The sequence below is a fragment of the Amycolatopsis sp. NPDC114505 genome (assembly GCF_055633615.1).
This window is the reverse complement of sequence record NZ_JBVKDV010000001.1, coordinates 1,825,799-1,849,671: the sequence shown is the minus strand read 5'-3', so window position 1 is coordinate 1,849,671 and position 23,873 is coordinate 1,825,799. Positions and strand designations below refer to the sequence as shown.

Sequence of the window (23,873 nt, the reverse complement as noted above, 5' to 3'; positions counted from 1 at the left end):
TGGTCAGAAGAGCGGGCCGAGGCGGCCGGCCAGGCCGAGGACGACCGGCAGCACGCCCAGGCAGAAGAAGGCCGGCAGAAAACACAGGCCGACCGGTAGCGCGAGCGCCACCCCGGCTCGTTCCGCGCGCTCCTCTGCGTCGGTGGCCAGCTCCTCGCGGAACCGTCCGGCCAGGTCGGCGGCCGCCGCGGCGAAGGCCGCGCCCGAGCGGGACGTCCGGATGGCCGCGGCCGCCAGCTCGCCGAGGCCCGGGATGGCCTGCACCGGAGCCCAGGCATCTCCCGGACCGGAGCCGAGGGCGAGCAGGCCGGCGGTCGAGCACAGGGCCGCGCCCGCCTCGGTCGGCGCGGTGCCGGCCACCGCGTCGAGGGCCGAGGGGACCGGCAGTCCGGCCCGGAGGCACGCCGCGAGGAGATCGAGCGTTCCGGCGAGCCGGAGCTTGGCCGCCAGGTTGACGGCGGGTGCTCGCGGCCGTCGGGTGCCGCGGATCGCCCACCATCCGGTGGCGGTCACCAGGGCGCCTACGACCATTCCGGGCAGGCCGCCGATGAGCACTGCCGTCGATACGCCGCCCAGGGTGGCCGCGATGTGTGGGACTGCTCGGGGCCAGTTGCGTGGCTCGGGGGTTGTGCTGCCGGCTAGCCAGGTGAAGCGCTGAGCGGCGGCGGTGTCGCTCGGCCAGGTGAGGAGGGCCGCGGCGAAGAGGAAGAGGGAGGTTGCGTTCACCGGATCCGCCTCCGGCCGATGGGCGCGCCGCACAAGAGCAGGGCTGCCGCTGCGGTCACCGGACCCGCCCCCGGCTGATGGGCCCGCCAGGAGAGTTGGAGCGCCACTGTGCTCGTCGGACTCGCCTCCGGCTGATGGGCGCGCCGGACAAGAGCAGGGCTGCTGCGGCGGTCATCGGATCCACCTCTGACCGATGGGATCGCCGGGCAGGAGCGCAGTCGCGTTCACCTGACCAGCCTCCGACTGATGGGCACGCCGGAAGAGGAAGGAGCGCGGTTGCGTTCGCCGGAACCGCATCCGACCGATGGGCCAGCCAGGTGAAGCGCTGTGCGGCGGCAGTGTCGCTCGGCCAAGAGAGGAGAGCCGCGGCGACGAGGAGGAGCGCTGTTGGGTTCATCGGATTCGCGCCTGGCCTGTTAGGGCTCGGCACCAGGCCGTTCCTGCCCAGAGCAGGATGCTGCCGACCACCAGAAGCAGCTGGCCTGGTGCGCTCTCCGTCAACACCGCCAGTGGGGATGCGCCCATGGCCTGGCCGAGCAATATGCACAAGGCGGGTAGGCCGGTAAGGACCGCCGCGCTTGCCTGGGGCCCTGCCAGTTTTGCTCGGGTTCGGCGGGCGAATGTCAGCTTTGCTTCCGCGTCGCGGCGGGCTGCGTTCAGGACTTCGGCCATTGGCAAGCCGTGGCGCTTGCCCAGGGTCCAGGCCGCTGCCAGCTCGGGGAGGGCTGGCGCCTGCAGCTCGCCGTCTAGGCGGGCTGATGTTGCCAATGCTCGGAGGTCGTCCGATATTGCCGGGACTACCTCTGCTGCCGCTTCCGCTGCTGTTACCGGGTGGGCGCCGGACCTCAGCTCGGACACCATTGTGCGCAATGCCGTTGCCGTGTGGGCCGCTGCTTCCAGGGCCGCTGCTGCCCTGACGTGGGCCTGCCGCTCCTGGCGCCATGCCAGCGTCAGTACTCCCGCTGCGATCGCGCCTCCTACTCCCGCTAGCAAACCCGCCAGGGCCGCTGGAAGCAGCCAGCGGACCACCGCCCATACGTCCGGGACGCGGACCGGTGCTGGTTGCTCGACCGCCGCCTGCAGGCGGGTTGGGGCCGTGGGCCAGCACGCCAGGGCTGCGCCGATGCAGAGCGGGGCCCATGGGGTGATCATCGTGGCCTTCTTCCGCGGCGCTGGAAAATGGTCACCAGCAACGAGATGCGCACCAGCAGCAGAGTCAGCACGTGATCGCTCCCGTTGTGGCGAACAGGTGGCGGTCGATCGTCCAGCGGCCCGCGCGCCACACCGGGACTACTCGGGCCCGGCCGTGTTCTGCTCGGAGCACACCTACCTCCGCCAGACGTCGGCGGCCGCCTGGCTCGCGTCGCATGTGGAGGACTACGCGGATCGCTGCTACCAGCTGGCTGTGGACCGCTTCGCGGCCCAGGCCGCCGAGTGCCGCCAGGGCCTCGATGCGGGCCGGTACCTCGGCCGGTGAGTTCGCGTGGACCGTGCACGCGCCGCCGTCGTGGCCCGTGTTCAACGCCGTCAGCAGGGCGCCGACCTCGGCGCCGCGGACCTCGCCTACCACCAGCCGGTCCGGACGCATGCGCAGCGCCTGGCGGACCAGCTCCGGCAGGCCCACCGCGCCCGCACCCTCCACATTGGCCGGGCGGGCTACGAGGCTGACGAACTGCGGGTGTGCGGGCTGCAGCTCACCGGCATCTTCAACGCAGACAATGCGCTCGGCCGGGTCGACCGCGCCGAGCAGCGCGGCCAGGAGCGTCGTCTTGCCCGCGCCCGTGCCGCCGGTGACGAGGAACGCCATCCGGCGCGAGACGACGTCCCGCAGCAGCTTCGCGCCGTTCGCGTCGAACGCGCCGAGCTCCTGCAGCGTCGTGAGGTCGTGCGTCGCCGGGCGGAGGACCCGCAGGGAGAGGCACGTGCCGCCGGCCGCGACCGGCGGGAGGACGGCGTGGACCCGGATGCGGCCGTGCGGACCGGCACCGGGCAGCCAGCCGTCCACATAGGGCTGTGCGTCGTCGAGCCGTCGGCCGGCCGCGAGCGCGAGGCGCTGGGCCAGGCGGCGGACGGCTTCTTCGCCGCCGGTGAACCGGATGCCGGTGCGGGTGAGACCGTCCGGGCCGTCCGTCCAGACCTCGGCCGGGCCGGTGACGAGCACGTCGGTCGTCGCCGGGTTCTCGAGGAGCGGGGCCAGCGGGCCGGCGCCGACGAACTCGTCGCGGGCCCGGCGGGCCGCCTCCAGCACGGCGTCATGGCCGAGGGCGCCGCCGGCTTCGGCGCGGACCGCCGTCGCGACGGCGACCGGGTCGGCCTGGCGGCGGTCGCCGGCCAGGCGGTTGCGGACGCGGTCCACGAAGTCCGTGGTCACGGGTTCGCCGCCTTGGCCCGCGTGTGGTGAGCCGTCACGCGGGTGCCGGCCAGCACGGCCAGGAAGCTCTCCGCACTCACCGGGCCGCGGCCGGCGAGCGTCAGGACCGTGGGCAGCAGGAGCTCGGCCACCCTGATCGGCGGTCCCGGCGGGCGCAGCCGGGCGCTCATCGGGCCGCCGCCCGGGCCTCGCGACGCGCTACCGCCAAGACGTCCGCTGCCGCCGTCGTCAAGGGACCGGAAGGCTTGGTCGGGAACTCGCCGCGTTCGATCGCCACCGGTAGGCCCCGTTCCAGGACCATCGACGCCAGCAGCGGCGGGCCGAGGAGACCGGCCGTCCGGACGGGAGAGACGCCCGCCCTGGACCGTCCACACGCGACCACGCCCAGACGGGCCGTCAACTCCGACAGGGGCCGCAGCACCTGCTTCGCCGCCATACAGGCGCGGAACTCCACCGGCACCACGAGCACCACCAGGTCGGCCACGGCGACCGCTTCCGCCGCCGCGTCGCCCAAGGTGCGCGGGAGGTCGCAGACCACCGTGCGACCCGACCGGCGGCCGGCCGCGAGAACCGCCGACAGGGATTCGACCGCCGGGCCCTCGCCCTCCCGGCCGCAAGCCAGCACCGGCAGGCTGCCGCCGCGATGTCTTCGCTGCGGGAGCGCCGCCGCCAGCGCCGGTACCGAGACGCGGCCGCTCAGCCGCACCTCCGACCAGCGCGGCCCGGGCGTCTTTTCCAGGCCCAGCAACAGGTCCAGACCGCCACCGAGGGGGTCGCAGTCCACCAGCAGTGCGCCGCCCGGATCCCGGTCGGCCGCCAGCGCCAGCGTCGCGGCGAAGACGGACGCGCCCGCGCCGCCCCGGCCGCCGACCACGGCGAGCACCAGGCCGGCTTCCTCCGCCGGGGTCTCGACGACGTCGGCGAACGCGCCCGCCAGCTCGCTTTCCTCCTCGGGCAAAGAGATCACGCGCTCGACGCCGACGCGGAACGCGTGCTCCCACGTCCGGGTGCCCGGGCTGCCCTTGCAGACCAGGAGGATCCCGGCCCGCCGGGGCAGGACGGGCGAAAGCCGCGCCGCTTCTTCGTCGAGGACCACCAGCGGGGCGCGGGCCCAGTGCTCGCGGGCGGCCATCAGGTCCGGTGCCCGGTCGAGCTCGCAGCCCGCCACCGCGGCCACCCGCAGGATCTCGTCGAGCACGGTTTCGTCCGCGGCGACCACGATCGGTCGTTCCCCCGTCATGTGTTCCTCCCCGTCGTCGGTGCGGGCCGTGGTGGCCCGGGTTCCACCGTCGCGGTGGGCGGCTCGGGGGCGCAACGGGCCGGACGGCCGGCTGTGGACAACCGGGGTGTTGTGGACAACTGCCGGCCGCGGACGGCTCGCGGACCGGATCTGTCGGTGGGCTGTGGCAGGGTCGCGCCCGCCCGCGACGCACGTGCGGCGGAAAACCCGGGGAATACCCGCACCCGAAGATTTCGGCCGCGCCGAACAAATGAGGGGAAACGGAATCGAGAAAGGTGAGCGGAAGGCAAAACGACCGCACGAACCGAAAGGCAAGGGGGAGGTTAAGAGGGCGGCCCCTGCCAGGGGGGAGGGACAGGGGCCGCCGTGGGTTCAGCCCCGGGGGGTCGGACTGAACCGGCCCGGTTGGACACCGGGCTCCCTCACTGTAACTCCGCCGGTGGCCGGTTCGCGCGCCGGGCAACGCATACAGTTTTATAACGGCATGGCGCGCCGGAAGTGCCTTCCTGTCATGGATTTTCCGCCTACCGCGCCACGCGGGTGCCGGATCAACGGGACGCGCCGCGATCAAGCTCTTATCCTGGGTACGTGGCCGAACCGAGCAGCGCGCCGTCGCGCATCCGGAAGCCAGACTCGGAGCACGCGGTGGCCGCGTTCTTCGACCTGGACAAGACGATCATCGCCTCCTCGAGCGCGCTGGCGTTCAGCAAACCATTGCTCAAAGAAGGATTGATCAACCGTCGCGCCGCGTTGCGCAGCGCCTACGCGCAGCTGGTGTTCTCCCTCGCCGGCGCCGACGAGAACAAGACCGAACGGCTGCGGGCCGAGGTTTCCGCGCTGTGCGCCGGCTGGGACGTCGCACAGGTTTCGTCGATCGTCCGCGAAACCCTGCACGACGTCGTCGATCCGCTCGTGTACGTGGAGGCGGCGGAGCTGATCGCGCGGCACCGCGAAGACGGGCACGACGTCATCGTGCTGTCGGCGACCGGCGAGGAGGTCGTCGCGCCGGTGGCGGAAATGCTCGGCGCCACCCGCAGCGTCGCGACGCGGATGCAGATCGTCGACGGCCGCTACTCCGGCGAAGTCGACTTCTACTGCTACGGCGCCAACAAGGCCGTCGCCGCGAAGCAGCTGGCCGCGACCCACGGTTACGACCTCGCCGAGTGCTTCGCCTACACCGATTCGAGCACCGACATCCCGCTGCTCGAGGTCGTCGGCCATCCGCACGCGGTCAACCCGGACAAGCTGCTGCGGCGCGAGGCCCTCGACCGCGGCTGGCCGATCCTGGCCTTCGACCGGCCGATGTCGCTGCGCAGCCGGATCCCGACACGATCGGCGGGAATGGTGGCCCTCGGCGTCGGCGCGGTTGCCGCCGGAGCGACCTGGTACGGCCTCAATCGTCGCCGTCGGTCCCGGTAGCCCGCCCGGCCGCCACCCACACGGCCGTACGGCCTCGCTTTTGCTTGCCCCAGCCCCGAAGTGTCCGTCGCGCAGGGTGCCCGTGTCACCCGATCCAGCCTCTGTACCGGTGCACCCGTCCGCGCACTTGAAGTGACCGGGCTCACGGCGTAGAAAGTAGGTGCGGACGTTCGGTCGGCCAGGGAGCAGGTAGAAGAGAAGCCTGTTCCACCCCGGCAAACCTCCGTGCGCGGACTCCGGGTACCCACGCGCAGCGCGCCGCGGGAGGCTCGTCGTCTAGGGACTGCGTAGTGGGACGCCACACGCCGAGTCCATGTAGGTACGACCAGAGTTGCACGCTTGGTCGCCCGAGAGGATCGCGCTTTGCAGGCGGCGCCCGTTGGCCCTTGGCCACGGGCGCCGCCTCGTTTATGCCCGGGGTCGGGACGCCGTCGCGTGGACAGCAGTCCCCCGGCGCGAAGTACCGCCCCACCACCCGTTCGGCCCCTCTCGCACCTTGCGAACGGCGACTTTCTTACCGATCCGGGTACGAACGGTCCGTTGGTGCTGTCGGTCGATGGACATCGACGGATTCGGTGAGTAGCTTCCCGATACTGGCGCTTCCGAGTGGACTTCTGACGTCCGCCGAGCGCCCGCAACTTTCTGGGAGGCTGGTCGTGACGACCCGAAATCGGAGGTTCCATGCGCTCGCCCTGCCCGTCGCGGGGGTGCTCGCCCTCACCGGTGTGGGTGTCGCGACCGCGGCGAGTGCACCGCGGGTGAGCGCCGACGCGCAGGCGGAGGCCGCCGCGTCGCAGGCGTTGCGCGGGCTGACGCTCGAGCAAAAAGTGGGGCAGCTGTTCGTCACGTGGGTGAACGGCAAGTCGGCCGACGAAGTGAACCCGAAGAACCAGACGGACTTCGGCGTCGACACCCCGGCTCAGGTGATCCAGAAGTACCACCTGGGCGGCGTCATCTACTTCAACAACGACTCGCGCGACAACTTCGACGACCCCGTGCAGGTCGCGAAACTGTCGAACGGCCTCCAGAAGGCCGCCATCGGCAGCGGGGCGCACATCCCGCTGCAGATCGGCGCCGACCAGGAGGGCGGCACGGTGACCCGGATGGGCGCGCCGGCCACCGAGTTCCCCAACTCGATGGCCATCTCCGCGGGCCGCGACACGGCGAGGGCGACGAAGGCCGCGACGATCCTCGGCCACGAGCTGCGTGCCGTCGGCATCAACCAGGACTTCGCGCCCGATTCGGACGTCAACTCGAACCCCGCCAACCCGGTCATCGGCGTACGTTCCTTCGCCGGGCAGCCCGGCCTGGCGAGCCAGTTCGTCACCGCCGAGGTCAAGGGCTACCAGGACTCCGACTTCCCGGCCAAGACCGTCGCGGCGACCGCCAAGCACTTCCCCGGCCACGGTGACGCGGCCACCGACAGCCACACCGGCCTGCCCCGGATCGACCGGACCGAGCAGGAGTGGCGCGACATCGACGTGCCGCCGTTCAAGGCCGCCATCAAGGCCGGCATCGACTCGATCATGACCGCGCACATCCAGTTCCCCAGCCTCGACCCGTCGCTGGAGCCCGCTACGCTGTCGAAGCCGATCGTCACCGGCAAGCTGCGCAACGAACTGCACTACAACGGCGTCGTCATCACGGACTCCCTCGAAATGCAGGGCGTTCGCGAGATGCACAGCGACGCCGAGATCCCGGTCCTCGCGCTCAAAGCCGGCGTCGACCAGCTGCTCATGCCGGTGCACCTCGACGTCGCCGTCAACTCCGTGCTCGCCGCCGTGAAGTCCGGTGAGATCCCGATGCAGCGGATCGACCAGAGCGTGCTGCGCGTGCTGAAGCTGAAGTTCGAACGCGGCATCCTGTTCTCGCCGTTCAACGACCCGAACCGGGTGATGAAGACCGTCGGCACGCCGGCGAACCTCAAGACGGCGCAGGACATCGCCGACCGCGGCATCACGGCCGTCGCCAACGACGCCGGCGTCCTGCCGCTGAAGCAGAAGCCCGCCACGGCGCTCGTGACCGGCTGGGGCGTCTCGACGACCGCGACGCTCGCGCAGAAGCTGACCGCCCACGGCACGGCCGCGACGGCGTACCAGACCGGTCAGGCTCCAACCGACGCTCAGATCGCGCAGGCGGTCGCGAACGCCAAGAACGCCGACCTCGTCGTCGTGCTGACCAACAACATCGGCGGCTTCCCCTTGCAGACCAAGCTCCTCGACGCCCTGCAGGCCACCGGGAAGCCGGTCGTCGCGGTCGCCGCGCAGATCCCGTACGACGCGGGCTACCAAAGCACCGTGAAGACGTGGCTGGCGACCTACGGCTACATCGGGCCGACGCTGGAAGCCTTGGCCAAGGTCATCCTCGGCGAGACGAAGCCGGTCGGGAAGCTGCCGGTCGACATCCCCGCCGGGGCCGACGTGAACACCGTGAAGTACTCCTTCGGCCACGGGCTGACCTGGTGAACCTGAACCGGCGTCACTTCCTTGGCGCGGGCGCGCTCGCGGTGCCGTTCCTGGCGGGCGGCTCGGCCGTCGCCGGGGCCCAGCCCGAGCCCCAAGCGCATCCCACCAGGGTCCTCACCGGCGCCGAGCAGCTGGCCGCGCAGGGCTGGCGGTCCTTCAAGGGCCGCAAGCTCGGCGTCCTGTCGAACCCGACCGGGGTCCTGCTGAACGGCGACCACATCGTCGACTCGATGGTCGCGGCCGGCGTGCGGCCGGTCGCGGCCTTCGGGCCCGAGCACGGTTTCCGCGGCAGCGCCCAGGCCGGCGGCTCCGAAGGCGACTACACGGACCCGCGCACCGGCGTGCCGGTGTACGACGCGTACGGCGTCGACGCGACGAAGCTCGCTTCGCTGTTCACCAAGGCGGGCGTCGACACGGTCGTCTTCGACATCGCCGACGCCGGCGCGCGCTTCTACACCTACATCTGGTCGCTCTACACGGCGATGGTGGCCGCGGCGCAGGTCAAGGCCGCCTTCGTCGTGCTCGACCGGCCGAACCCGATCGGTGGCCGGGCGGCCGGCCCGCTGCTCGACCCGAAGTTCTCGTCGGGGATCGGGAAGAAGCCGATCGTCCAGCAGCACGGCATGACCGTCGGCGAGCTGGCGCGCTTCTACGCCGAAGAGTTCCTCCCCGGCGAAGGCGTGAAGCTGGATCGCCTCGAAGTCGTCCAGGTACGCGGCTGGCAGCGCGACACACTCTTCGCGCAGACCGGGCTGAACTGGGTGCTGCCGAGCCCGAACATGCCGACGCCGGACACGGCGCTCGTCTACCCGGGCACCGGGATGTTCGAAGGCACGGTGTTCTCCGAAGGCCGCGGCACGACCAGGCCGTTCGAGATCATCGGCGCGCCCGGGCTCGACTGGCGCTGGCGCGAGAAGCTCGAAGACCTGCGGTTGCCCGGGGCGAAATTCCGCGAGATCTATTTCGTGCCGACGTTCAGCAAGTTCGTCAACCAGACCTGCGGGGGTGTGCAGGTCAGCGTCGACGACCCGCGGGCCTTCGACGCGATCCGCACCGCGGTCGCCATGCTCGTCACGGCGAAGGCACTGCACCCGGACGTCTTCGCGTGGCGTCCCGACAACTACATCGACAAGCTTTCCGGGTCCGACCGGCTCCGGACCATGGTCGACGCCGGCGCGGGCGTCGACGAGGTCACCGGGGCCTGGCGGGCCGAGCTCGCCGAGTTCGACAAGAGACGTCGCCACTACCTGCTCTACCGCTGAGGGGGCACTCGTGCGTGCTAGGAAGGTCATCGCCGCGGCCACCGGAGTGCTGGTCGCATTGACCACGTTGACCTCTGGAGCCAGCGCCATCACCGGACACCACGACGACGCGGGCCGCTTCGACCGGCCGCAGCAGGGCTTCGCCCCGGCGTGGACGACGCTGCGCACCGCGAGTCCCCGGGAGGTGAACCTCGACCCGGCGCCGATCAAGGCCGCCGAGGACTTCCTCGCGAGCTGGACGAAGCCGGACGCCACCGGGCACCCGCACTTCTCCGGCGCGGTCGGCCTGCTGGCCCACGACGGCGTGGTCGTCGACCGGTACGCCGTCGGCGGCGCGGTGCGGTACGCCGACGCCGCGGGCACCGAGCTGCCGCCCGCCCAGCAGGTCCCCATGAAGAACGACACCATCTTCGACATGGCTTCGATCTCGAAGCTGTTCACCTCGATCGCCGTGCTGCAGCTCGTCGAACGCGGTCAGCTCACGATCGACACCCCGGTCAGCAAGTTCTTCCCGGAGTTCGCGACCGGCGACAAGGCCGCGATCACCATCAAGATGCTGCTCACGCACGTCTCCGGGTTCGACGCCGACCCGATCCCGTCGCTGTGGGCCGGCTACCCGGACATCCCGTCGCGCCGGCAGGCGGTGCTCGACAGCCCGCTGAAGAACAAGCCGGGCACGACCTACCTCTACTCCGACATCAACCTGCTCACGCTCGGCTTCATCGTCGAGAAGCTGACCGGGCAGACGCTGGACAAGGTGGTCCACGACCGGATCACCGCGCCGCTGGGCATGGTCGACACCGGGTACAACCCGCCCGCGTCGAAGCTGAACCGGGTGGCCGCGACGGAGTACGAGGCCAACCCGCCACGCGGGATGGTGCGCGGCAGCGTGCACGACGAGAACGCGTGGTCGCTCGGCGGCGTCGCCGGGCACGCCGGGGTGTTCAGCACCGCGAACGACATGGCCACCCTCGCCCAGACGATGCTCAACGGCGGCAGCTACCGCGGGCACCGGATCCTCGGCGAGGACACCGTGCGGCAGATGATGCTGACCAACTACAACCAGCAGTTCCCGGACGACGCGCACGGCCTGGGCTTCGAGCTCGACCAGCCCTGGTACATGGGCGCGCTGGCGTCCCCGGTCACCGCCGGGCACACCGGTTTCACCGGGACGACGCTGGTCATCGACCCCGAGTCGCGCTCCTTCGCGATCCTGCTGACCAACCGCGTGCACCCGAGCCGCAATTGGGGCTCGATCAACACCGCGCGCCAGGTGTGGGCGACGTCGCTGGCCAGGGCCATGGCCGTGAAGCCCGAGGTCGGGAAGGACGCGTGGACGAGCACGCTGGGTAACGCGAGCGCGGCCACGCTGAGCACGCGTCCGTTTACTACGCAAAGTGATCAAGCGCGCGTGTCCTTCTACGCCTTCGTGGACACCGAGGGAAGCACTGATCCATTACAGCTGCAGACCTCCACCGACGGGGTGAACTGGCAACCGATCGCGCTCTCGGTTTCCGGGCCGGGTGCACCCTCCGGAGATGTGACGTCGCTCTCCGGACACGGACACCGTGCCTGGTGGAAGGCGAGCGGCGTGCTGCCCCAGGGCGCGTCGGTGAGCCTCCGCTGGCGTTACAGCACCGACCCGAACTACACGGGACGCGGTGTTTCGGTCGACGGTGTGAAAGTCACCGAGAGCGGCCGATCACTCCTCGACGGTGAACGAAACCCCGCCGCTTTCGTCGCAGAGGGTTGGCAGTTGAGCGCAAGGTGACGGCACGGTCGCGCACCGTCGATCCGATGGCGGATTTAACCGTCTCCTTGCCGTTTGCGCCGCGACACTAAGTTGCCAAGTCGTTAGCTTGACCTCGTTAACAAGACCGACCTGGTTGGCGACTTTCTGGTCAGTGATTAATCGCAAATCCAGATCCGCAGACACGGACGGGTTGCGATAGGACTGAAGGGTGTGGGTAGCCTTGTCGCAGATGCCAACGGTTAGTAACTTTCCGACGGTGAGTGATACCGAATCCGTAGTCGGCACGGCACCGTCCGAGCCCGTATCGGTCCAGACGACCGCACGGGACGCGGACTCGAGCCCGCTGGTGCGCATCCGGTCGTTGCTCCCCGGCCTGGCCCGCGCGGAGCAGCGCGTGGCGAAGGTGGTGCTGGAGGATCCCGCGCACGTCGCGAGACGCAGCATCACCGAAGTCGCCTTGGCCGCGAACACGAGCGAGACGACGGTGACGCGCTTCTGCAAGGCGGTCGGCGTCGGCGGGTACCCGCAGCTGCGCATCGCGCTGGCCGCGGACACCGCGCGCACCGAAGCGCGCACCACGCGCAACCTCGGCGGCGAGATCGGCCCGGACGACGACCTGGCGGCCGTCATCGGCAAGGTCAGCTTCGCCGACGCGCGGGCCGTCGAAGAGACGGCCGACCAGCTCGACGTCGCCACCCTGGAGCGCGTGATCGAGGTCGTCGCGAGCGCCGGCCGCGCGGACGTCTACGGCGTGGGCGCCAGCGCGTTCGTCGCCGCGGACCTGCAGCAGAAGCTGCACCGCATCGGCCGCGTGTGCTTCGCGTGGTCGGACACGCACATCATGCTGACCTCGGCCGCGGTGCTGAGCCCGGGCGACGTCGCGATCGGCGTCTCGCACACCGGCGCGACCACCGACACCGTCGAGGCGCTGCGGGTGGCCCGTGAGCACGGCGCGATCACCATCGCCGTGACGAACTTCCCGCGGTCCCCGATCACCGAGGTCGCCGACTACGTTTTGACCACGGCAGCGCGGGAAACCACGTTCCGTTCGGGAGCGACGGCGAGCCGCATCGCCCAGCTCACCGTCATCGACTGCCTCTTCATCGGCGTCGCGCAGCGGCACATGGACGCGTCGGTCAACGCCCTGGACGCCACCAGGGACGCCGTCGGCTCGCACCGCCTGGGGGTCAGGCCGGACGGCCGTCGCCGTCCGCGGGAAACCGGCAAGTAATGACCGGAGAAAATGTGAGGCGCATGATGACCGTCCCCGTGCAGGCGGTGCACGTCGATTCGCCGACCGAAACCCGCAATCCCCGCACCACGGACATCGACCTGATGTCCACCGCGGGGATCCTGGGCGCGATCAACGCCGAGGACCGCACAGTCCCCGGTGCCGTCGCCGCGGTGCTGCCACAGGTGGCACGAGCGGTCGACTACGCGGTGGACGCCCTGCGGGCCGGTGGCCGGGTGCACTACGTCGGTGCGGGGACGTCCGGGCGGCTGGCCACGCTGGACGCGGCCGAGCTCGTGCCGACGTTCAACGTGCCGTCGGACTGGTTCATCGCGCACCACGCCGGCGGCGAGCGCGCACTGCGCCAGGCCGTCGAAAACGCGGAGGACGACGACGGGGCCGGCGCGGCCGAGATGGCCGCCATGGTCCAGCCGGGCGACTTCGTGCTGGGGCTGACGGCGTCGGGGCGGACGCCGTACGTCTTGGGCGCGCTGCTCGCCGCGCAGCGCCAGGGTGCCCACACCGGCCTGGTGTCGGGCAACGCGAAGGCGGCCAAGCCGGCGGGCGTCGACGTGCTCATCGCCGTCGACACCGGCCCGGAGGCGATCGCCGGCTCGACGCGGATGAAGGCGGGCACGGCGCAGAAGATGATCCTCACGTCGTTCTCCACGGCGACGATGATCAAGCTGGGCCGGACCTACTCCAACCTGATGGTCAGCATGCGGGCCACGAACGCGAAGCTGCGCGGCCGGACCATCCGCATCCTGCAGGAAGCCACCGGCATGACGATGGCGGACTGCTCGGACGCGCTCACCGAGGCCGGGGGCGACCTCAAGGTGGCGCTGGTGCACCTGCTGTCCGGGGAAGACGTGAAGAGTGCCGCGAAGGCATTGCACGCTTCCGGTGGACATGTCCGAAAGGCGCTGGATCTGGTGCGGGTGCGCGCCAGCTAGAACTGATTGCCGTTCATCTGTTCACCTGTCTAACCTCTCAGATGAGGGAAGGCGGGCGGCGATGACGAGCACGGGAACGACCGAGGACTCGCGGCGCGGGCTTTCGCGCCGCGAGTGGGTGTCGATCGGCGGGATGGCCGGGTTCATCCTGCTGCTCAACGTCGTGGGCTGGGTGGTGCTGGCGGCTTTCGTCGCGCCGCGGCACTACGACCTGGGCGCGTCCGGCGTCTTCGGGATCGGGCTGGGCGTCACGGCGTTCACGCTCGGCATGCGGCACGCCTTCGACGCCGACCACATCGCCGCGATCGACAACACCACCCGCAAGCTGATGGCCGACGGCCAGCGTCCGCTTTCGGTCGGTTTCTGGTTCTCCCTCGGGCACTCGACGATCGTCTTCGCGCTGTGCCTGCTGCTGTCGCTCGGCGTCCGCGCGCTGGCCGGGCAGGTCGAGGACGACTCGTCGGCGCTGCACAACGCGACCGGCCTCATCGGGACGTCGGTCTCGGGGGTGTTCCTGTACGTGATCGCGATCCTGAACCTCGTGGTGCTGATCGGCATCCTGCGGGTGTTCAAGCGGATGCGCCACGGCGACTTCGACGAGGCCGCGCTGGAGCACCACCTGAACAACCGCGGCGTGATGAACCGCCTGCTGCGCGGCGCGACTAAGTCCGTGCGCAAGCCGTGGCACATCTACCCCGTCGGCGTGCTGTTCGGCCTGGGCTTCGACACCGCGACCGAGATCGGGCTGCTGGTGCTCGCCGCCGGCGCCGCGACGTTCGCCCTGCCCTGGTACGCGATCCTCGTGCTGCCGATCCTGTTCGCCGCCGGGATGAGCCTGTTCGACACCGTGGACGGCTGCTTCATGAACTTCGCCTACGGCTGGGCGTTCGCGAAGCCGGTGCGCAAGATCTTCTACAACATCGCGGTGACGACGCTGTCGGTCGCCGTCGCGTTCGTCATCGGCACGATCGAGCTGGTGTCGATCCTCACCGAGAAGCTGGACATCACGTCGGGGCCGCTGGCCGCGATCGCGTCGGTGGACCTGGACTACGTCGGCTTCGGGATCGTCGGGCTGTTCGTGCTGACGTGGGTCGTCGCGCTCGCGGTGTGGCGGTTCGGGCGCATCGAAGAGAAGTGGTCGGCGAAACTGACCACTTAGCCGGTGTCAATTCAAGAAGCGGCGTCCGAAATGCTCTTCGCTTCGCGCGCGCCCGCTTCGAACGCTTCGCAGTTGAAGAGCAGCCACGCGCGTACACCGTCCGGCGTCCCGCTCGCGAATCCTTCGGCCGCTTCGAGATAACGCGGCACCCGGCGGAAGAACGCGACTTCGGGAATGCTCAGGGACTTCGGGTCCAGGCCCGTCGCGATCATCGTCAACCGCGCCGCGGCCCGGGCGACGACGCCGTCCGCGCTGCCGAACGGCTTGAGCGCCAGCAGTTCCCCGTGCACGACGGCCGTCAGGACCGGGCCCGGCACCGACGTCGCGCCGGTCACCAGCTGGGCCAGCAGCTCGAGGCGGCCGCCGCCGGAATGCGGGCGCCCCAGCGCGTCCGGGTCGTCGACGAGGTCCGCGGCGGCGAGAACGTGCATGCGCGCCAAGGCTTGCATCGGTGCCCGGCGCCACGTCGGGAGCAGCGTCTCCAGCGTCTCCGCGACGCGCAGCGCGCCGGCCAGGGTCGGGTCGGCGACCGAGCCGTCGGCGGGCAGTTCGGGGTTGGCGCCCTCGATGCCGGCGGACGCGCGAGCCGCGCGGACCGACGCTTCGGCCGCGGTCGCCGCGCCGCCGCGGAGGTTCGCCGGAAGGCGGTGCACCGCGAACACGGCGTCCTGCGCGGACTTCGCGGCCGCGGCGACGCCTTCGAGGTCGAGGAGGGGCTTGAGCGGATCAGGCATCGAGGACCTGGCCTTCGCGGGAGACCACGGGCGGCAGCACCGACCACGGGAAGTTGATCCAGCGGTCGGTGTGCCGCCAGACGTACTCGCACTTGACCGTGGAGTGCGGCTTCTCGTAGACGACGGCCGAGCGCACCTCGGCGACGTGCTCGACGCAGTAGTCCCGGACCAGCTTGAGCGTGGCGCCGGTGTCGGCGACGTCGTCGGCGATCAGCACCTTCTTGCTCGTCAGGTCGACGACGTTGGGCACCGGCGGCAGCATCACCGGCAGGTCGAGGCGCTGGTCGACGCCCGTGTAGAACTCGACGTTCATCACGTGGAGGTTCTTCACGTCGAGCGCGTAGCCGAGCGCGCCGGCGACGAACAGCCCGCCGCGCGCGATGGACAGGATGAGGTCCGGCGCGAAGCCGTCGTCGGCGATGGTGTGAGCCAGTTCACGGCTCGCCGTGCCGAACAGCTCCCAGCTCAGCTCTTCCCGCTCTTCGGCCATCGATCTCGCCCTTCGTCGTGGTCAGCCGAGCATAGGCAACGCCGAAGTGGACTGTGGAAATGCTCGGAAATTGGCTGTCAGAGAAAGCCATTGTGGCGCTTACGGTGATCACGTGAGCGACTGGAGCACCCGACCGACCCTGTCCGGCGAGCACGTCCGCCTGGAGCCGCTGACCCTCGAGCACGCCAAGGGCCTGCTCGAGGCCGGCGCCGACCCGGGCATCTGGGCGTGGCTGAGCATCCGGCAGCCGGGGGATCTTCCCGAAGCCGAGCGGATGGTCGAGCAGACGCTCGCCGACCCCGACCGGCGGCCCTTCGCGCAGATCGACGTCACGTCCGGCCGCGTCGCCGGGACGACGTCGTACTACCAGGTCGTCGAGACGCACCGGATCCTCTCGATCGGGCACACGTGGATCGGCGCGGACTGGCAGCGCACCGGGCTGAACACCGAGTCGAAGCTGCTGCTGCTCACCCACGCGTTCGAAACCCTTGGCGCGCAACGGGTCTGCTGGGAGACCGACATCCGCAACCTGCGCTCGCAACGCGCCATCGAACGGCTTGGCGCGCTTCGCGAAGGCGTGCTGCGGGCGCACCGGATCCGGCCGGACGGCTCGTCGCGCGACACCGTCACCTATTCGATGCTGGCGCCGGAGTGGCCCGCGGCGAAGGCGCGGCTGAACGAACGCTTAGTCACCGGGGCTCGCCTGCCTCGGTGAAACCGCGGGGCAACGTGGGTGCAACCTTTTACAAGGCGGACTAACGTCGCTAGCGTGCCGCTAGCCGTCATGTCGGCGCACTACAGGAGGCCTTGCAACCATGACCGAGCAGTCCCCAGCCCTGGACAACCTGCTCACCGAGAGCCGCACGTTCCCGCCCAGTGACGAATTCGCTGCTCAGGCCAATGCGAAGGCCGATCTCCAAGCCGAGGCGGACGCCGATCGCGAAGCGTTCTGGGCGAAGCAGGCGGAGCGGCTGACGTGGGACACGAAGTGGACCACGGTACTGGACTGGACCAATGCGCCGTTCGCGAAGTGGTTCGTCGGCGGCAAGCTGAACGTCGCGTACAACTGCGTCGACCGGCACGTCGAGTCCGGGCACGGCGAGCAGGTCGCGATCCACTGGGTCGGCGAGCCGGGTGACACGCGGGACATCACCTACGCCGAGCTGAAGACCGAGGTTTCCAAGGCCGCCAACGCACTCACGTCGCTGGGCGTCACCGCGGGCGACGTCGTGGCGATCCAGCTGCAGATGGTCCCCGAGGCCATCTTCGCGATGCTCGCGTGCGCCCGGATCGGTGCGCTGCACAACGTCGTGTTCGGCGGCTTCTCGCCGACGGCGCTGCGGGCCCGCGTCGACGACGCCGCCGCGAAGGTCGTGGTCACCTCCGACGGCCAGTTCCGCCGCGGCAAGGCCGCGCCGATGAAGGCCAATGTCGACGAAGCGCTCGAAGGCGCCGAAACCGTCGAGAAGGTCATCGTCGTGAAGCGCACGGGCGACAAGCTCGAGGGCGACGTGCCGTGGACCGACGGCCGCGACCTCTGGTGGCACGAGCTCGTCGACGGACAGTCCGAAGAGCACACTCCCGAGGCCTTCGACAGCGAGCACCCGCTGTTCATCCTCTACACGTCCGGGACGACCGGGAAGCCGAAGGGCATCCTGCACACCTCCGGCGGCTACCTGACGCAGACGGCGTACACGCACCACAACGTCTTCGACCACAAGCCCGGCGAGGACGTCTACTGGTGCACCGCCGACATCGGCTGGATCACCGGCCACAGCTACATCGTCTACGGCCCGCTCGCGAACCGCGTCACGCAGGTCGTCTACGAAGGCACGCCGAACACCCCGCACGAGGGCCGGCACTGGGAGATCATCCAGAAGCACAAGGTCTCCCTCTACTACACCGCGCCGACGCTGATCCGCACGTTCATGAAGTGGGGCGCGGAAATCCCGGAGAAGTACGACCTGTCGTCGCTGCGGGTGCTGGGCTCGGTCGGCGAGCCGATCAACCCCGAGGCGTGGATCTGGTACCGCGAGAACATCGGCGCGGGCAAGGCCCCGATCGTCGACACGTGGTGGCAGACCGAGACCGGCGCGATCATGATCTCGCCGCTGCCGGGCGTCACCTCGACCAAGCCGGGCTCGGCGCAGCGGGCACTGCCGGGCATTTCCGCGAAGGTCGTCGACGACCAGGGCAAGGAGGTCGGGCCCGGCGGTGGCGGGTACCTGGTGCTCGACAAGCCGTGGCCGTCGATGCTGCGCGGCGTCTGGGGCGACGAGGAGCGCTTCCGGGACACCTACTGGTCGCGCTTCAAGGACCAGGGCTTCTACTTCGCCGGCGACGGCGCCAAGTACGACAACGACGGCGACATCTGGCTGCTCGGCCGCGTCGACGACGTGATGAACGTGTCCGGCCACCGCATCTCGACGACCGAGGTCGAGTCGGCGCTGGTCTCGCACCCGACGGTGGCCGAGGCCGCGGTCGTCGGCGCGACCGACCCGACGACCGGGCAGGGCATCGTCGCGTTCGTCATCCTGCGCGGCAACGCGGTGGACGGCGGCGAGGAGGCCATCCAGGCGCTGCGCAACCACGTCGCGAAGGAGATCGGGCCGATCGCGAAGCCGCGGCAGATCATGGTCGTGCCGGAGCTGCCGAAGACGCGCTCGGGCAAGATCATGCGCCGTCTCCTGCGCGACGTCGCGGAGAACCGGCAGGTCGGCGACGTCACCACCCTGGCCGACTCGTCGGTGATGGACCTGATCTCGTCGGGCCTGAAGACGGGCAAGTCCGAGGAGTGAGCTAGCGTTCTCGTAGTCAGGGCCCTTCCGGCTTCGCGCCGGGAGGGCCCTGTCAATGACACCCCGAGTGGCACGGCTCGAACGCATGTTCTACGCTGTGCCGCGAACCACACCCCCTTCCCGGGCAAGGAGACGACACGACGATGACCGTGGATGTCCTGACGCACGACGAGGAAACGGCTTCGGCTCCGGTTTCGGCTGAGACGCCGGAGGTTTCCGCCGACGAGGCGACCGTCACCGAGTCCGCGTCCCCGGCCGCTTCGGAAAGCCCGGCTGAGCCGGCTGCCGAAGAGGCCCCCAAGCCCAAGCGCGGCCGCCCGAAGGGTGCGGCGACCGCGTCGACGGCGAAGAAGACCCGCACGGTCGAGCTGACCCTCACGGTCACCGGCACCGCCGACGGCGAGTGGCAGGCCGAGCTGAAGAACGGCTCGAAGTGGGTCGCGAAGGGCCTCGAGATCCCGGCGGCGGCGGTGTCGCGCGCGGCGAAGGAGCTGCACGCGGACCTGTCGGGCCCGATCGACGAGGTGATCAACCAGGCCCGCGAGGCGCAGGCGGCGAAGGTCGCGGCGCTGGAGGCCGAGCTCGAGAAGGCCAAGCAGGCCCTCGCCGAGCTGGACGCCTGAGCTTCACTCCAGGGAACGCCCGGTGCCGCATTCGCGGGGCCGGGCGTTTCCGCTTTCCGGGGGCAGGCTCAGCCGATTGGCGGACGCCCTGGCAGCGGGGACTTGAACTCCACCCACATCGAGTCCGTCAGCGCTTCCACGTGGTGGGCCACCCCCTTCGGGTGCAGCACCGAGTCACCCGGCTCCAGTTCCGTCTCCACGCCGTCGACCGCTCCCCGCAGCCTCCCCGACAGGACGTAGACGATCGAGTCGTGGTCGTGCGCGTGGCCCGGCGAGGCCACCCCCGCCGGGTAGTGGATCAGGTACGCCAGTCCGCTCTCCGCCGTCTCCAGCAGCCGGAACCGGCCCTCGCCGCCCTGGAGTGGCAGGCCCTCCACCGTCTTCAGCGGCTGCCACACTTGGTCGTCCATGGCACCCATGATGACCCAGAACCGCGGAGTCCACACAGGACTGGCTTAGGTTAGGCACGCGTTATTTAGGCGGACCTGACCCAAACCGGAGGTCTCGCCACGATTCTCCGTTCGTGTTTCACTGGTCCGGTGACCGAAACGATTGACGGTGACGCCGTGGAGCACGCCCACGAACCGCACCAGGACGTGGGCGGGAAGCTCAACTGGCTGCGGGCCGGGGTTCTCGGGGCGAACGACGGGATCGTGTCGGTCGCCGGCATCGTCGTCGGGGTCGCCGGCGCGACCACCGAAAGCACCACGATCCTCACCGCCGGAATAGCCGGGCTCGTCGCCGGCGCCTTTTCCATGGCCGGCGGGGAATACGTCTCGGTGAGCACCCAGCGCGACACCGAACAGGCTTTGCTCCGGCTGGAAAGGCTGGAGCTCAAGACGATGCCGGAGGCCGAGGAGCGGGAGCTCGCGGAGATCTACGAAGGCAAAGGGCTTTCGCCGGACCTGGCGAACCGGGTCGCCCGCGAGCTGACCGAAAAGGACGCGCTGCAGGCGCACGCGGAGGCCGAGCTCGGCATCGACCCGGACAACCTGACCAGCCCGTGGCAGGCGGCGTGGGCGTCCCTGATCGCGTTCTCGGTCGGCGCGCTGCTGCCGCTGCTCTCCATCGCCTGGGCCGGCGTCTCGATGCGCGTCTGGGCGTGCGCCGCCGCGGTCGTCGTCGGCCTCACGCTGACCGGGTGGGTCAGCGCGAGGCTCGGCGACGCGAACGTGAAGCGAGCGATCCTCCGCAACGTCGGCGTCGGCGCGCTCACCATGGTGGTGACCTACTTCGTCGGGGTGATCTTCGGCGTCACCGTCGGCTGACTAGTGCACGCCCTTCATCAGCTTGCGGATGAAGGGGATGCCCAGGAACAGCAGGACACCGACACCGATGGCGACCCCGCCGACCGTGCTGAAGTACGGCGCTTCGTCGTCGACCGAGTAGTACTCGGCGAGCTTGCCGGACATCGCCGTGCCGAACGAGATCGACAGGAAGTTCAGCGCGACCATCTGCGTCCGGAACGCCGCCGGCGCGAGCTTCGTCGACAGCGACAGCCCGACCGGTGACAGGCACAGCTCGGCGATCGTGAAGACGAACAGGATGCCGACCAGCGCGAGCATCGGGCTCGCGTTCTTGCCGCTGCCCACCATCGGCAGGAACAGCAGGAACGCCGCGCCCATCAGCACCGTGCCGAGGACGAACTTCATCGGCGTCGACGGCTGGCGCTCGCCGAGCTTCGTCCACAGCGCCGCCAGCAGGGGCGCGAACACGATGATGAACACCGGGTTGATCGAGTTGACCCAGGGCACCGGCAGCTCCCAGCCGAACAGGCTCCGGTTCAGCCGCTGGTCGGTGTAGGCCGCGACGACCGTGAACTGCTGCTGGTACAGCGAGAAGAACACCGCGCTGGCGATGAACATCGGGATGAACGAGAACACCCGGCTGCGCTCGTCGCCGGTGATCTTGCGGCTGGTCAGGATGACCAGGAAGTAGATCACCGAGATCACGCCGACCACGATGACGACGACGTCGGCGAGGTTGCCCGGGTTGACGACGCCGGTCAGCACCAGCACCACGATCGCCGCCACCAGCAGGAGGGCGCCGCCGATCGCGAGCGCGCGCTGCGACGACGGCAGCGGGTTCGGGATCTCCCTGGCCTTGTCGCCGAGGTTCTTGCGGCCGAACGTGTACTGGGTCAGGCCGAGCGCCATGCCGACCGCGGCGAGCCCGAAGCCGAGGTGGAAGCCGACCTCCGTCTGCGCGAGCCCGGTCAGCAGCGGCCCGACGAAACCGCCGAGGTTGACGCCCATGTAGAAGATCGTGAAGCCGGCGTCACGCCGTTCGTCGCCGTCGGCGTAGAGCGTGCCGACGATCGCCGTCGCGTTGGACTTCAGCCCGCCACTGCCGACCGCGACGCAGACCAGGCCGACGCCGATCCCGGTCAGGCCCGGCAGGAGCGCCAGGCTGAGGTGCCCGATCATGATCAGCACGGCGCTGTAGAACAGCGTCCGTTCGGAGCCGAGCAGCCGGTCGGCGACCCAGGCGCCGATGACGGCGGAGAGGTACACCAGCCCGCCGTACGCGCCGACGATGCCGAGCGCGGACTCCTGGGCCAGGCCCAGGCCGCCCTGTTCGACCTTGTAGTAGAGGTAGATCGGCAGGATGCCGAGCATCCCGTAGTAGGAGAAGCGTTCCCACATCTCCACGCCGAAGAGGTTCGCCAGTCCTCGTGGGTGCCCGAAGAACCTCGTGTCCTGCTGGACCTCGGTAGAGGTGCTCACAACTCTGTCTTCCTTTGTCTCGGACTTCGTTGTCGTTTCGCATGCTAAGAGCACACCGTGTGACCCACCACCGGCACCCCGTGTGGCGGTGGCCATAACGGTCCGTGACAAAGGGGGATTAAAATAACGTCAAGGTGCGCCGGGAAGTCTGGTCGGCAACAGTGATCAGCGACCCCAGGAGCTGCCGTGTCCCGTCCGTTGAGCGAGTTCGCGCGCTACCTGCGCACCGAAACCACCGGCGGTCTCATCCTGCTCGGCGCGACCGCCGTCGCCCTGGTCTGGGCCAACTCCCCGCTGCGCGACAGCTACCACGCGCTGCGCGACCTCCGGCTCGGCCCGGAGCTCCTGCACCTGAACCTGACCATGGGCGACTGGGCGAAGGACGGTCTCCTCGCCCTGTTCTTCTTCGTCGCCGGGCTCGAGCTCAAGCGCGAGCTCGTCATCGGTGAGCTGTCCCGGCTCAAGCAGGCCGTGCTGCCCGTCGTGGCCGCGGCCGGCGGCATGGTCGTGCCGGCGCTCGTCGCGCTCGGCGTCGGCTGGGGGACGCCGGGGATCGAGCGGGCCTGGGCCATCCCGGTGGCGACGGACATCGCGTTCGCACTCGGCGTGCTGGCCCTGACCGCGTCGAACCTGCCCTCGAGCGCCCGGGTGTTCCTGCTGTCGCTGGCCGTCGTCGACGACCTCGGCGCGATCGTCGTCATCGCCGTGGTGTTCACGACCGGCTTCGACCTGGTCGCGGTGGCCGTGGCGGTGGCCGCGCTCGCGTTGTACGCCTTCCTGCAGCACCGGCGCGTCCGGACGCCGTGGCTGTACGTGCCGCTCGCGCTGATCACCTGGGTCGCGGTGCACTCGGCGGGCATCCACGCGACGATCGCCGGCGTCGCGCTGGGCCTGCTCACCCGCGTCCGCGCCGACGAGGACGAGGCCGAAGCACCGGCGCTGCGGCTGGAGCACCGGCTCCAGCCGTGGTCGGCCGCCGTCGCCGTGCCGGTGTTCGCGCTGTTCGCGGCCGGGATCTCGGTCAACGCCGACGCACTCGGCGCGGTGTTCACGACGGCGCTGCCGCTCGCCGTCCTCGCCGGGCTGCTCGGCGGCAAGGTCGTCGGGATCCTCGGCGCGAGCCTGCTCGCCGTGAAGCTCGGCGCCGCGGAAAAGCCGCGCGGGACGGGCTGGCGGGACATGGTCGCGTTGTCGGTGCTCGGCGGCGTCGGGTTCACGGTCAGCCTGCTGATCGCGGACCTCGCCCTGCCGGCGGGCGCGAGCGAACTGGCCAAGGCGGCGGTGCTGATCGCGTCCGGCGTGGCCTCGCTGCTCGCGGCGGTGCTGCTCCTGCGCCGAAGCCGGGTGCACGCCCGAGCGGAGTGATCTCGCGACACTCGGCTACGCCGCCGCGCCTCGACAAAGGACACATGGCACGATGACCCGGTGAGCAGCCCCAAGCACGAACGCACCGGCCCCGACGGCGTGGGGGCCGTGCCTTACCTCCCGCTGTCCTCCGACTCCGACGTCCCCGGCGACCAGTCGATCGGCAGGCTCGTCGGCGACGCGACCCAGCACATCTCGACCCTGGTCCGGGCCGAGATGGAGCTCGCGAAGTCCGAGCTGGTCGGCGAGGTGAAGAAGGGCCTCAAGGGGGCCGTCTACTTCCTGATCGCGTTGACGGTCTTCCTGTACAGCACGTTCTTCCTGTTCTTCTTCGCCGCCGAAGGCCTCGCCGAGTGGGTGCGCTACCGCTGGATCGCGTTCGGCATCGTGTTCTTCGTGATGCTGCTCGTCGCGGGCGTGGCGGGGTTCCTCGGCTACCGCAAGGTGAAGAAGTTCAAGGCACCCGAGCGGACGATCGCCAGCGTCAAGGAGACCGCCGCCGCGCTCAAGCCGCAGAAGGCGCCCGACGCCGACCTGACCACCACGCGCGACTGAGTC

Annotated in this window: 22 protein-coding genes; 13 read left to right on the top strand and 9 right to left on the bottom strand. The window is 70.0% G+C overall.

All coding sequences use genetic code 11. From position 1 onward, the window contains the following. Positions 1 to 3: 3 nt before the first annotated feature. From ACZ7OU_RS09305 to ssd, 5 genes are all read right to left on the bottom strand, one after another. Positions 4 to 726, bottom strand: coding sequence for a type II secretion system F family protein (locus tag ACZ7OU_RS09305; RefSeq protein ID WP_470254737.1), 723 nt, complete (start codon positions 724 to 726; stop codon positions 4 to 6). Between the two features lie 393 nt (positions 727 to 1,119). Then, on the bottom strand, positions 1,120 to 1,878 hold the full coding sequence (locus ACZ7OU_RS09300; protein ID WP_470254736.1) for a type II secretion system F family protein: 759 nt from the start codon (positions 1,876 to 1,878) through the stop codon (positions 1,120 to 1,122). 64 nt (positions 1,879 to 1,942) lie between these two features. Then, positions 1,943 to 3,097, bottom strand: a complete 1,155-nt coding sequence (locus ACZ7OU_RS09295) for a TadA family conjugal transfer-associated ATPase (protein WP_470254735.1) — start codon at positions 3,095 to 3,097, stop codon at positions 1,943 to 1,945. Next, positions 3,094 to 3,267 (bottom strand): hypothetical protein, encoded by a 174-nt coding sequence (locus tag ACZ7OU_RS09290; RefSeq protein WP_470240675.1) that lies wholly within the window; start codon positions 3,265 to 3,267, stop codon positions 3,094 to 3,096. The genes ACZ7OU_RS09295 and ACZ7OU_RS09290 overlap by 4 nt, the downstream gene beginning before the upstream one ends. Next, positions 3,264 to 4,337, bottom strand: coding sequence for a septum site-determining protein Ssd (ssd, locus tag ACZ7OU_RS09285; protein ID WP_470254734.1), 1,074 nt, complete (start codon positions 4,335 to 4,337; stop codon positions 3,264 to 3,266). Before ssd ends, ACZ7OU_RS09290 begins: the two co-directional genes overlap by 4 nt. Before the next feature lie 588 nt (positions 4,338 to 4,925). Here ssd and ACZ7OU_RS09280 point away from each other — a divergent pair. From ACZ7OU_RS09280 to nicT, 7 genes are all read left to right on the top strand, one after another. After that, positions 4,926 to 5,756 (top strand): HAD family hydrolase, encoded by an 831-nt coding sequence (locus ACZ7OU_RS09280; RefSeq protein WP_470240673.1) that lies wholly within the window; start codon positions 4,926 to 4,928, stop codon positions 5,754 to 5,756. A 707-nt stretch (positions 5,757 to 6,463) separates the two neighbouring features. Beyond that, the gene (locus tag ACZ7OU_RS09275; RefSeq protein WP_470255902.1) at positions 6,464 to 8,221 is read left to right on the top strand and encodes a glycoside hydrolase family 3 protein; all 1,758 of its coding nucleotides are present in this window, start codon (positions 6,464 to 6,466) and stop codon (positions 8,219 to 8,221) included. Then, positions 8,218 to 9,483, top strand: coding sequence for an exo-beta-N-acetylmuramidase NamZ family protein (locus ACZ7OU_RS09270; protein ID WP_470254733.1), 1,266 nt, complete (start codon positions 8,218 to 8,220; stop codon positions 9,481 to 9,483). Before ACZ7OU_RS09275 ends, ACZ7OU_RS09270 begins: the two co-directional genes overlap by 4 nt. A 46-nt stretch (positions 9,484 to 9,529) precedes the next feature. Next, a complete protein-coding gene (locus ACZ7OU_RS09265) occupies positions 9,530 to 11,254 on the top strand; it encodes a serine hydrolase domain-containing protein (RefSeq protein WP_470255901.1) in 1,725 nt (574 codons plus the stop codon). 238 nt (positions 11,255 to 11,492) lie between these two features. After that, positions 11,493 to 12,467 carry a MurR/RpiR family transcriptional regulator gene (locus ACZ7OU_RS09260; protein ID WP_470240671.1) on the top strand — a complete coding sequence of 325 codons (975 nt, stop codon included), beginning with the start codon at positions 11,493 to 11,495 and terminating at the stop codon, positions 12,465 to 12,467. 23 nt (positions 12,468 to 12,490) lie between these two features. After that, complete coding sequence (locus ACZ7OU_RS09255) at positions 12,491 to 13,420, top strand: N-acetylmuramic acid 6-phosphate etherase (protein ID WP_470240670.1); 930 nt, start codon at positions 12,491 to 12,493, stop codon at positions 13,418 to 13,420. Between the two features lie 61 nt (positions 13,421 to 13,481). Then, positions 13,482 to 14,579, top strand: a complete 1,098-nt coding sequence (gene nicT / locus ACZ7OU_RS09250) for a Nickel transporter NicT (protein WP_470254732.1) — start codon at positions 13,482 to 13,484, stop codon at positions 14,577 to 14,579. Between the two features lie 11 nt (positions 14,580 to 14,590). Here nicT and ACZ7OU_RS09245 read toward each other — a convergent pair whose 3' ends face one another. Both ACZ7OU_RS09245 and ACZ7OU_RS09240 read right to left on the bottom strand, forming a co-directional pair. Beyond that, a complete protein-coding gene (locus ACZ7OU_RS09245; RefSeq protein WP_470254731.1) occupies positions 14,591 to 15,313 on the bottom strand; it encodes a Fic family protein in 723 nt (240 codons plus the stop codon). Beyond that, positions 15,306 to 15,803, bottom strand: coding sequence for a phosphoribosyltransferase (locus ACZ7OU_RS09240; protein WP_470240667.1), 498 nt, complete (start codon positions 15,801 to 15,803; stop codon positions 15,306 to 15,308). Before ACZ7OU_RS09240 ends, ACZ7OU_RS09245 begins: the two co-directional genes overlap by 8 nt. A gap of 112 nt (positions 15,804 to 15,915) precedes the next feature. Here ACZ7OU_RS09240 and ACZ7OU_RS09235 point away from each other — a divergent pair, with 112 nt between their 5' ends. The 3 genes from ACZ7OU_RS09235 (at position 15,916) to ACZ7OU_RS09225 (ending at position 19,224) form a co-directional block, all read left to right on the top strand. After that, positions 15,916 to 16,518: a GNAT family N-acetyltransferase gene (locus tag ACZ7OU_RS09235; RefSeq protein WP_470254730.1), complete on the top strand. Its 603-nt coding sequence runs from the start codon at positions 15,916 to 15,918 to the stop codon at positions 16,516 to 16,518. Between the two features lie 100 nt (positions 16,519 to 16,618). Further along, a complete protein-coding gene (gene acs / locus ACZ7OU_RS09230; protein WP_470254729.1) occupies positions 16,619 to 18,601 on the top strand; it encodes an acetate--CoA ligase in 1,983 nt (660 codons plus the stop codon). A gap of 143 nt (positions 18,602 to 18,744) precedes the next feature. Then, on the top strand, positions 18,745 to 19,224 hold the full coding sequence (locus tag ACZ7OU_RS09225; protein ID WP_470240664.1) for a DUF6319 family protein: 480 nt from the start codon (positions 18,745 to 18,747) through the stop codon (positions 19,222 to 19,224). 68 nt (positions 19,225 to 19,292) lie between these two features. Here ACZ7OU_RS09225 and ACZ7OU_RS09220 read toward each other — a convergent pair whose 3' ends face one another. Next, positions 19,293 to 19,634 (bottom strand): cupin domain-containing protein, encoded by a 342-nt coding sequence (locus ACZ7OU_RS09220; RefSeq protein ID WP_470240663.1) that lies wholly within the window; start codon positions 19,632 to 19,634, stop codon positions 19,293 to 19,295. A gap of 129 nt (positions 19,635 to 19,763) precedes the next feature. Between ACZ7OU_RS09220 and ACZ7OU_RS09215 the strand changes: the two genes are divergently transcribed. Further along, complete coding sequence (locus tag ACZ7OU_RS09215) at positions 19,764 to 20,492, top strand: VIT1/CCC1 transporter family protein (protein ID WP_470240662.1); 729 nt, start codon at positions 19,764 to 19,766, stop codon at positions 20,490 to 20,492. On the opposite strand, the gene ACZ7OU_RS09210 is transcribed toward ACZ7OU_RS09215, so the two are convergent. Then, positions 20,493 to 21,950 carry a peptide MFS transporter gene (locus ACZ7OU_RS09210; protein ID WP_470240661.1) on the bottom strand — a complete coding sequence of 486 codons (1,458 nt, stop codon included), beginning with the start codon at positions 21,948 to 21,950 and terminating at the stop codon, positions 20,493 to 20,495. A 186-nt stretch (positions 21,951 to 22,136) separates the two neighbouring features. Here ACZ7OU_RS09210 and nhaA point away from each other — a divergent pair, with 186 nt between their 5' ends. After that, on the top strand, positions 22,137 to 23,315 hold the full coding sequence (gene nhaA / locus ACZ7OU_RS09205; protein WP_470254728.1) for a Na+/H+ antiporter NhaA: 1,179 nt from the start codon (positions 22,137 to 22,139) through the stop codon (positions 23,313 to 23,315). 60 nt (positions 23,316 to 23,375) lie between these two features. Next, positions 23,376 to 23,870, top strand: a complete 495-nt coding sequence (locus ACZ7OU_RS09200) for a phage holin family protein (protein ID WP_470240659.1) — start codon at positions 23,376 to 23,378, stop codon at positions 23,868 to 23,870. Positions 23,871 to 23,873 lie beyond the last annotated feature (3 nt).

What these genes read in the sequence shown, in the direction of transcription:
- ACZ7OU_RS09300 (WP_470254736.1), bottom strand. Translation starts at nt 1,878, where the DNA reads ATGATCACCCCATGGGCCCCGCTCTGCATCGGCGCAGCCCTGGCGTGC.
- ACZ7OU_RS09290 (WP_470240675.1), bottom strand. Translation starts at nt 3,267, where the DNA reads ATGAGCGCCCGGCTGCGCCCGCCGGGACCGCCGATCAGGGTGGCCGAG.
- ssd (WP_470254734.1), bottom strand. Translation starts at nt 4,337, where the DNA reads ATGACGGGGGAACGACCGATCGTGGTCGCCGCGGACGAAACCGTGCTC.
- ACZ7OU_RS09255 (WP_470240670.1), top strand. Translation starts at nt 12,491, where the DNA reads ATGATGACCGTCCCCGTGCAGGCGGTGCACGTCGATTCGCCGACCGAA.
- nicT (WP_470254732.1), top strand. Translation starts at nt 13,482, where the DNA reads ATGACGAGCACGGGAACGACCGAGGACTCGCGGCGCGGGCTTTCGCGC.
- ACZ7OU_RS09245 (WP_470254731.1), bottom strand. Translation starts at nt 15,313, where the DNA reads ATGCCTGATCCGCTCAAGCCCCTCCTCGACCTCGAAGGCGTCGCCGCG.
- ACZ7OU_RS09240 (WP_470240667.1), bottom strand. Translation starts at nt 15,803, where the DNA reads ATGGCCGAAGAGCGGGAAGAGCTGAGCTGGGAGCTGTTCGGCACGGCG.
- acs (WP_470254729.1), top strand. Translation starts at nt 16,619, where the DNA reads ATGACCGAGCAGTCCCCAGCCCTGGACAACCTGCTCACCGAGAGCCGC.
- ACZ7OU_RS09225 (WP_470240664.1), top strand. Translation starts at nt 18,745, where the DNA reads ATGACCGTGGATGTCCTGACGCACGACGAGGAAACGGCTTCGGCTCCG.
- ACZ7OU_RS09220 (WP_470240663.1), bottom strand. Translation starts at nt 19,634, where the DNA reads ATGGACGACCAAGTGTGGCAGCCGCTGAAGACGGTGGAGGGCCTGCCA.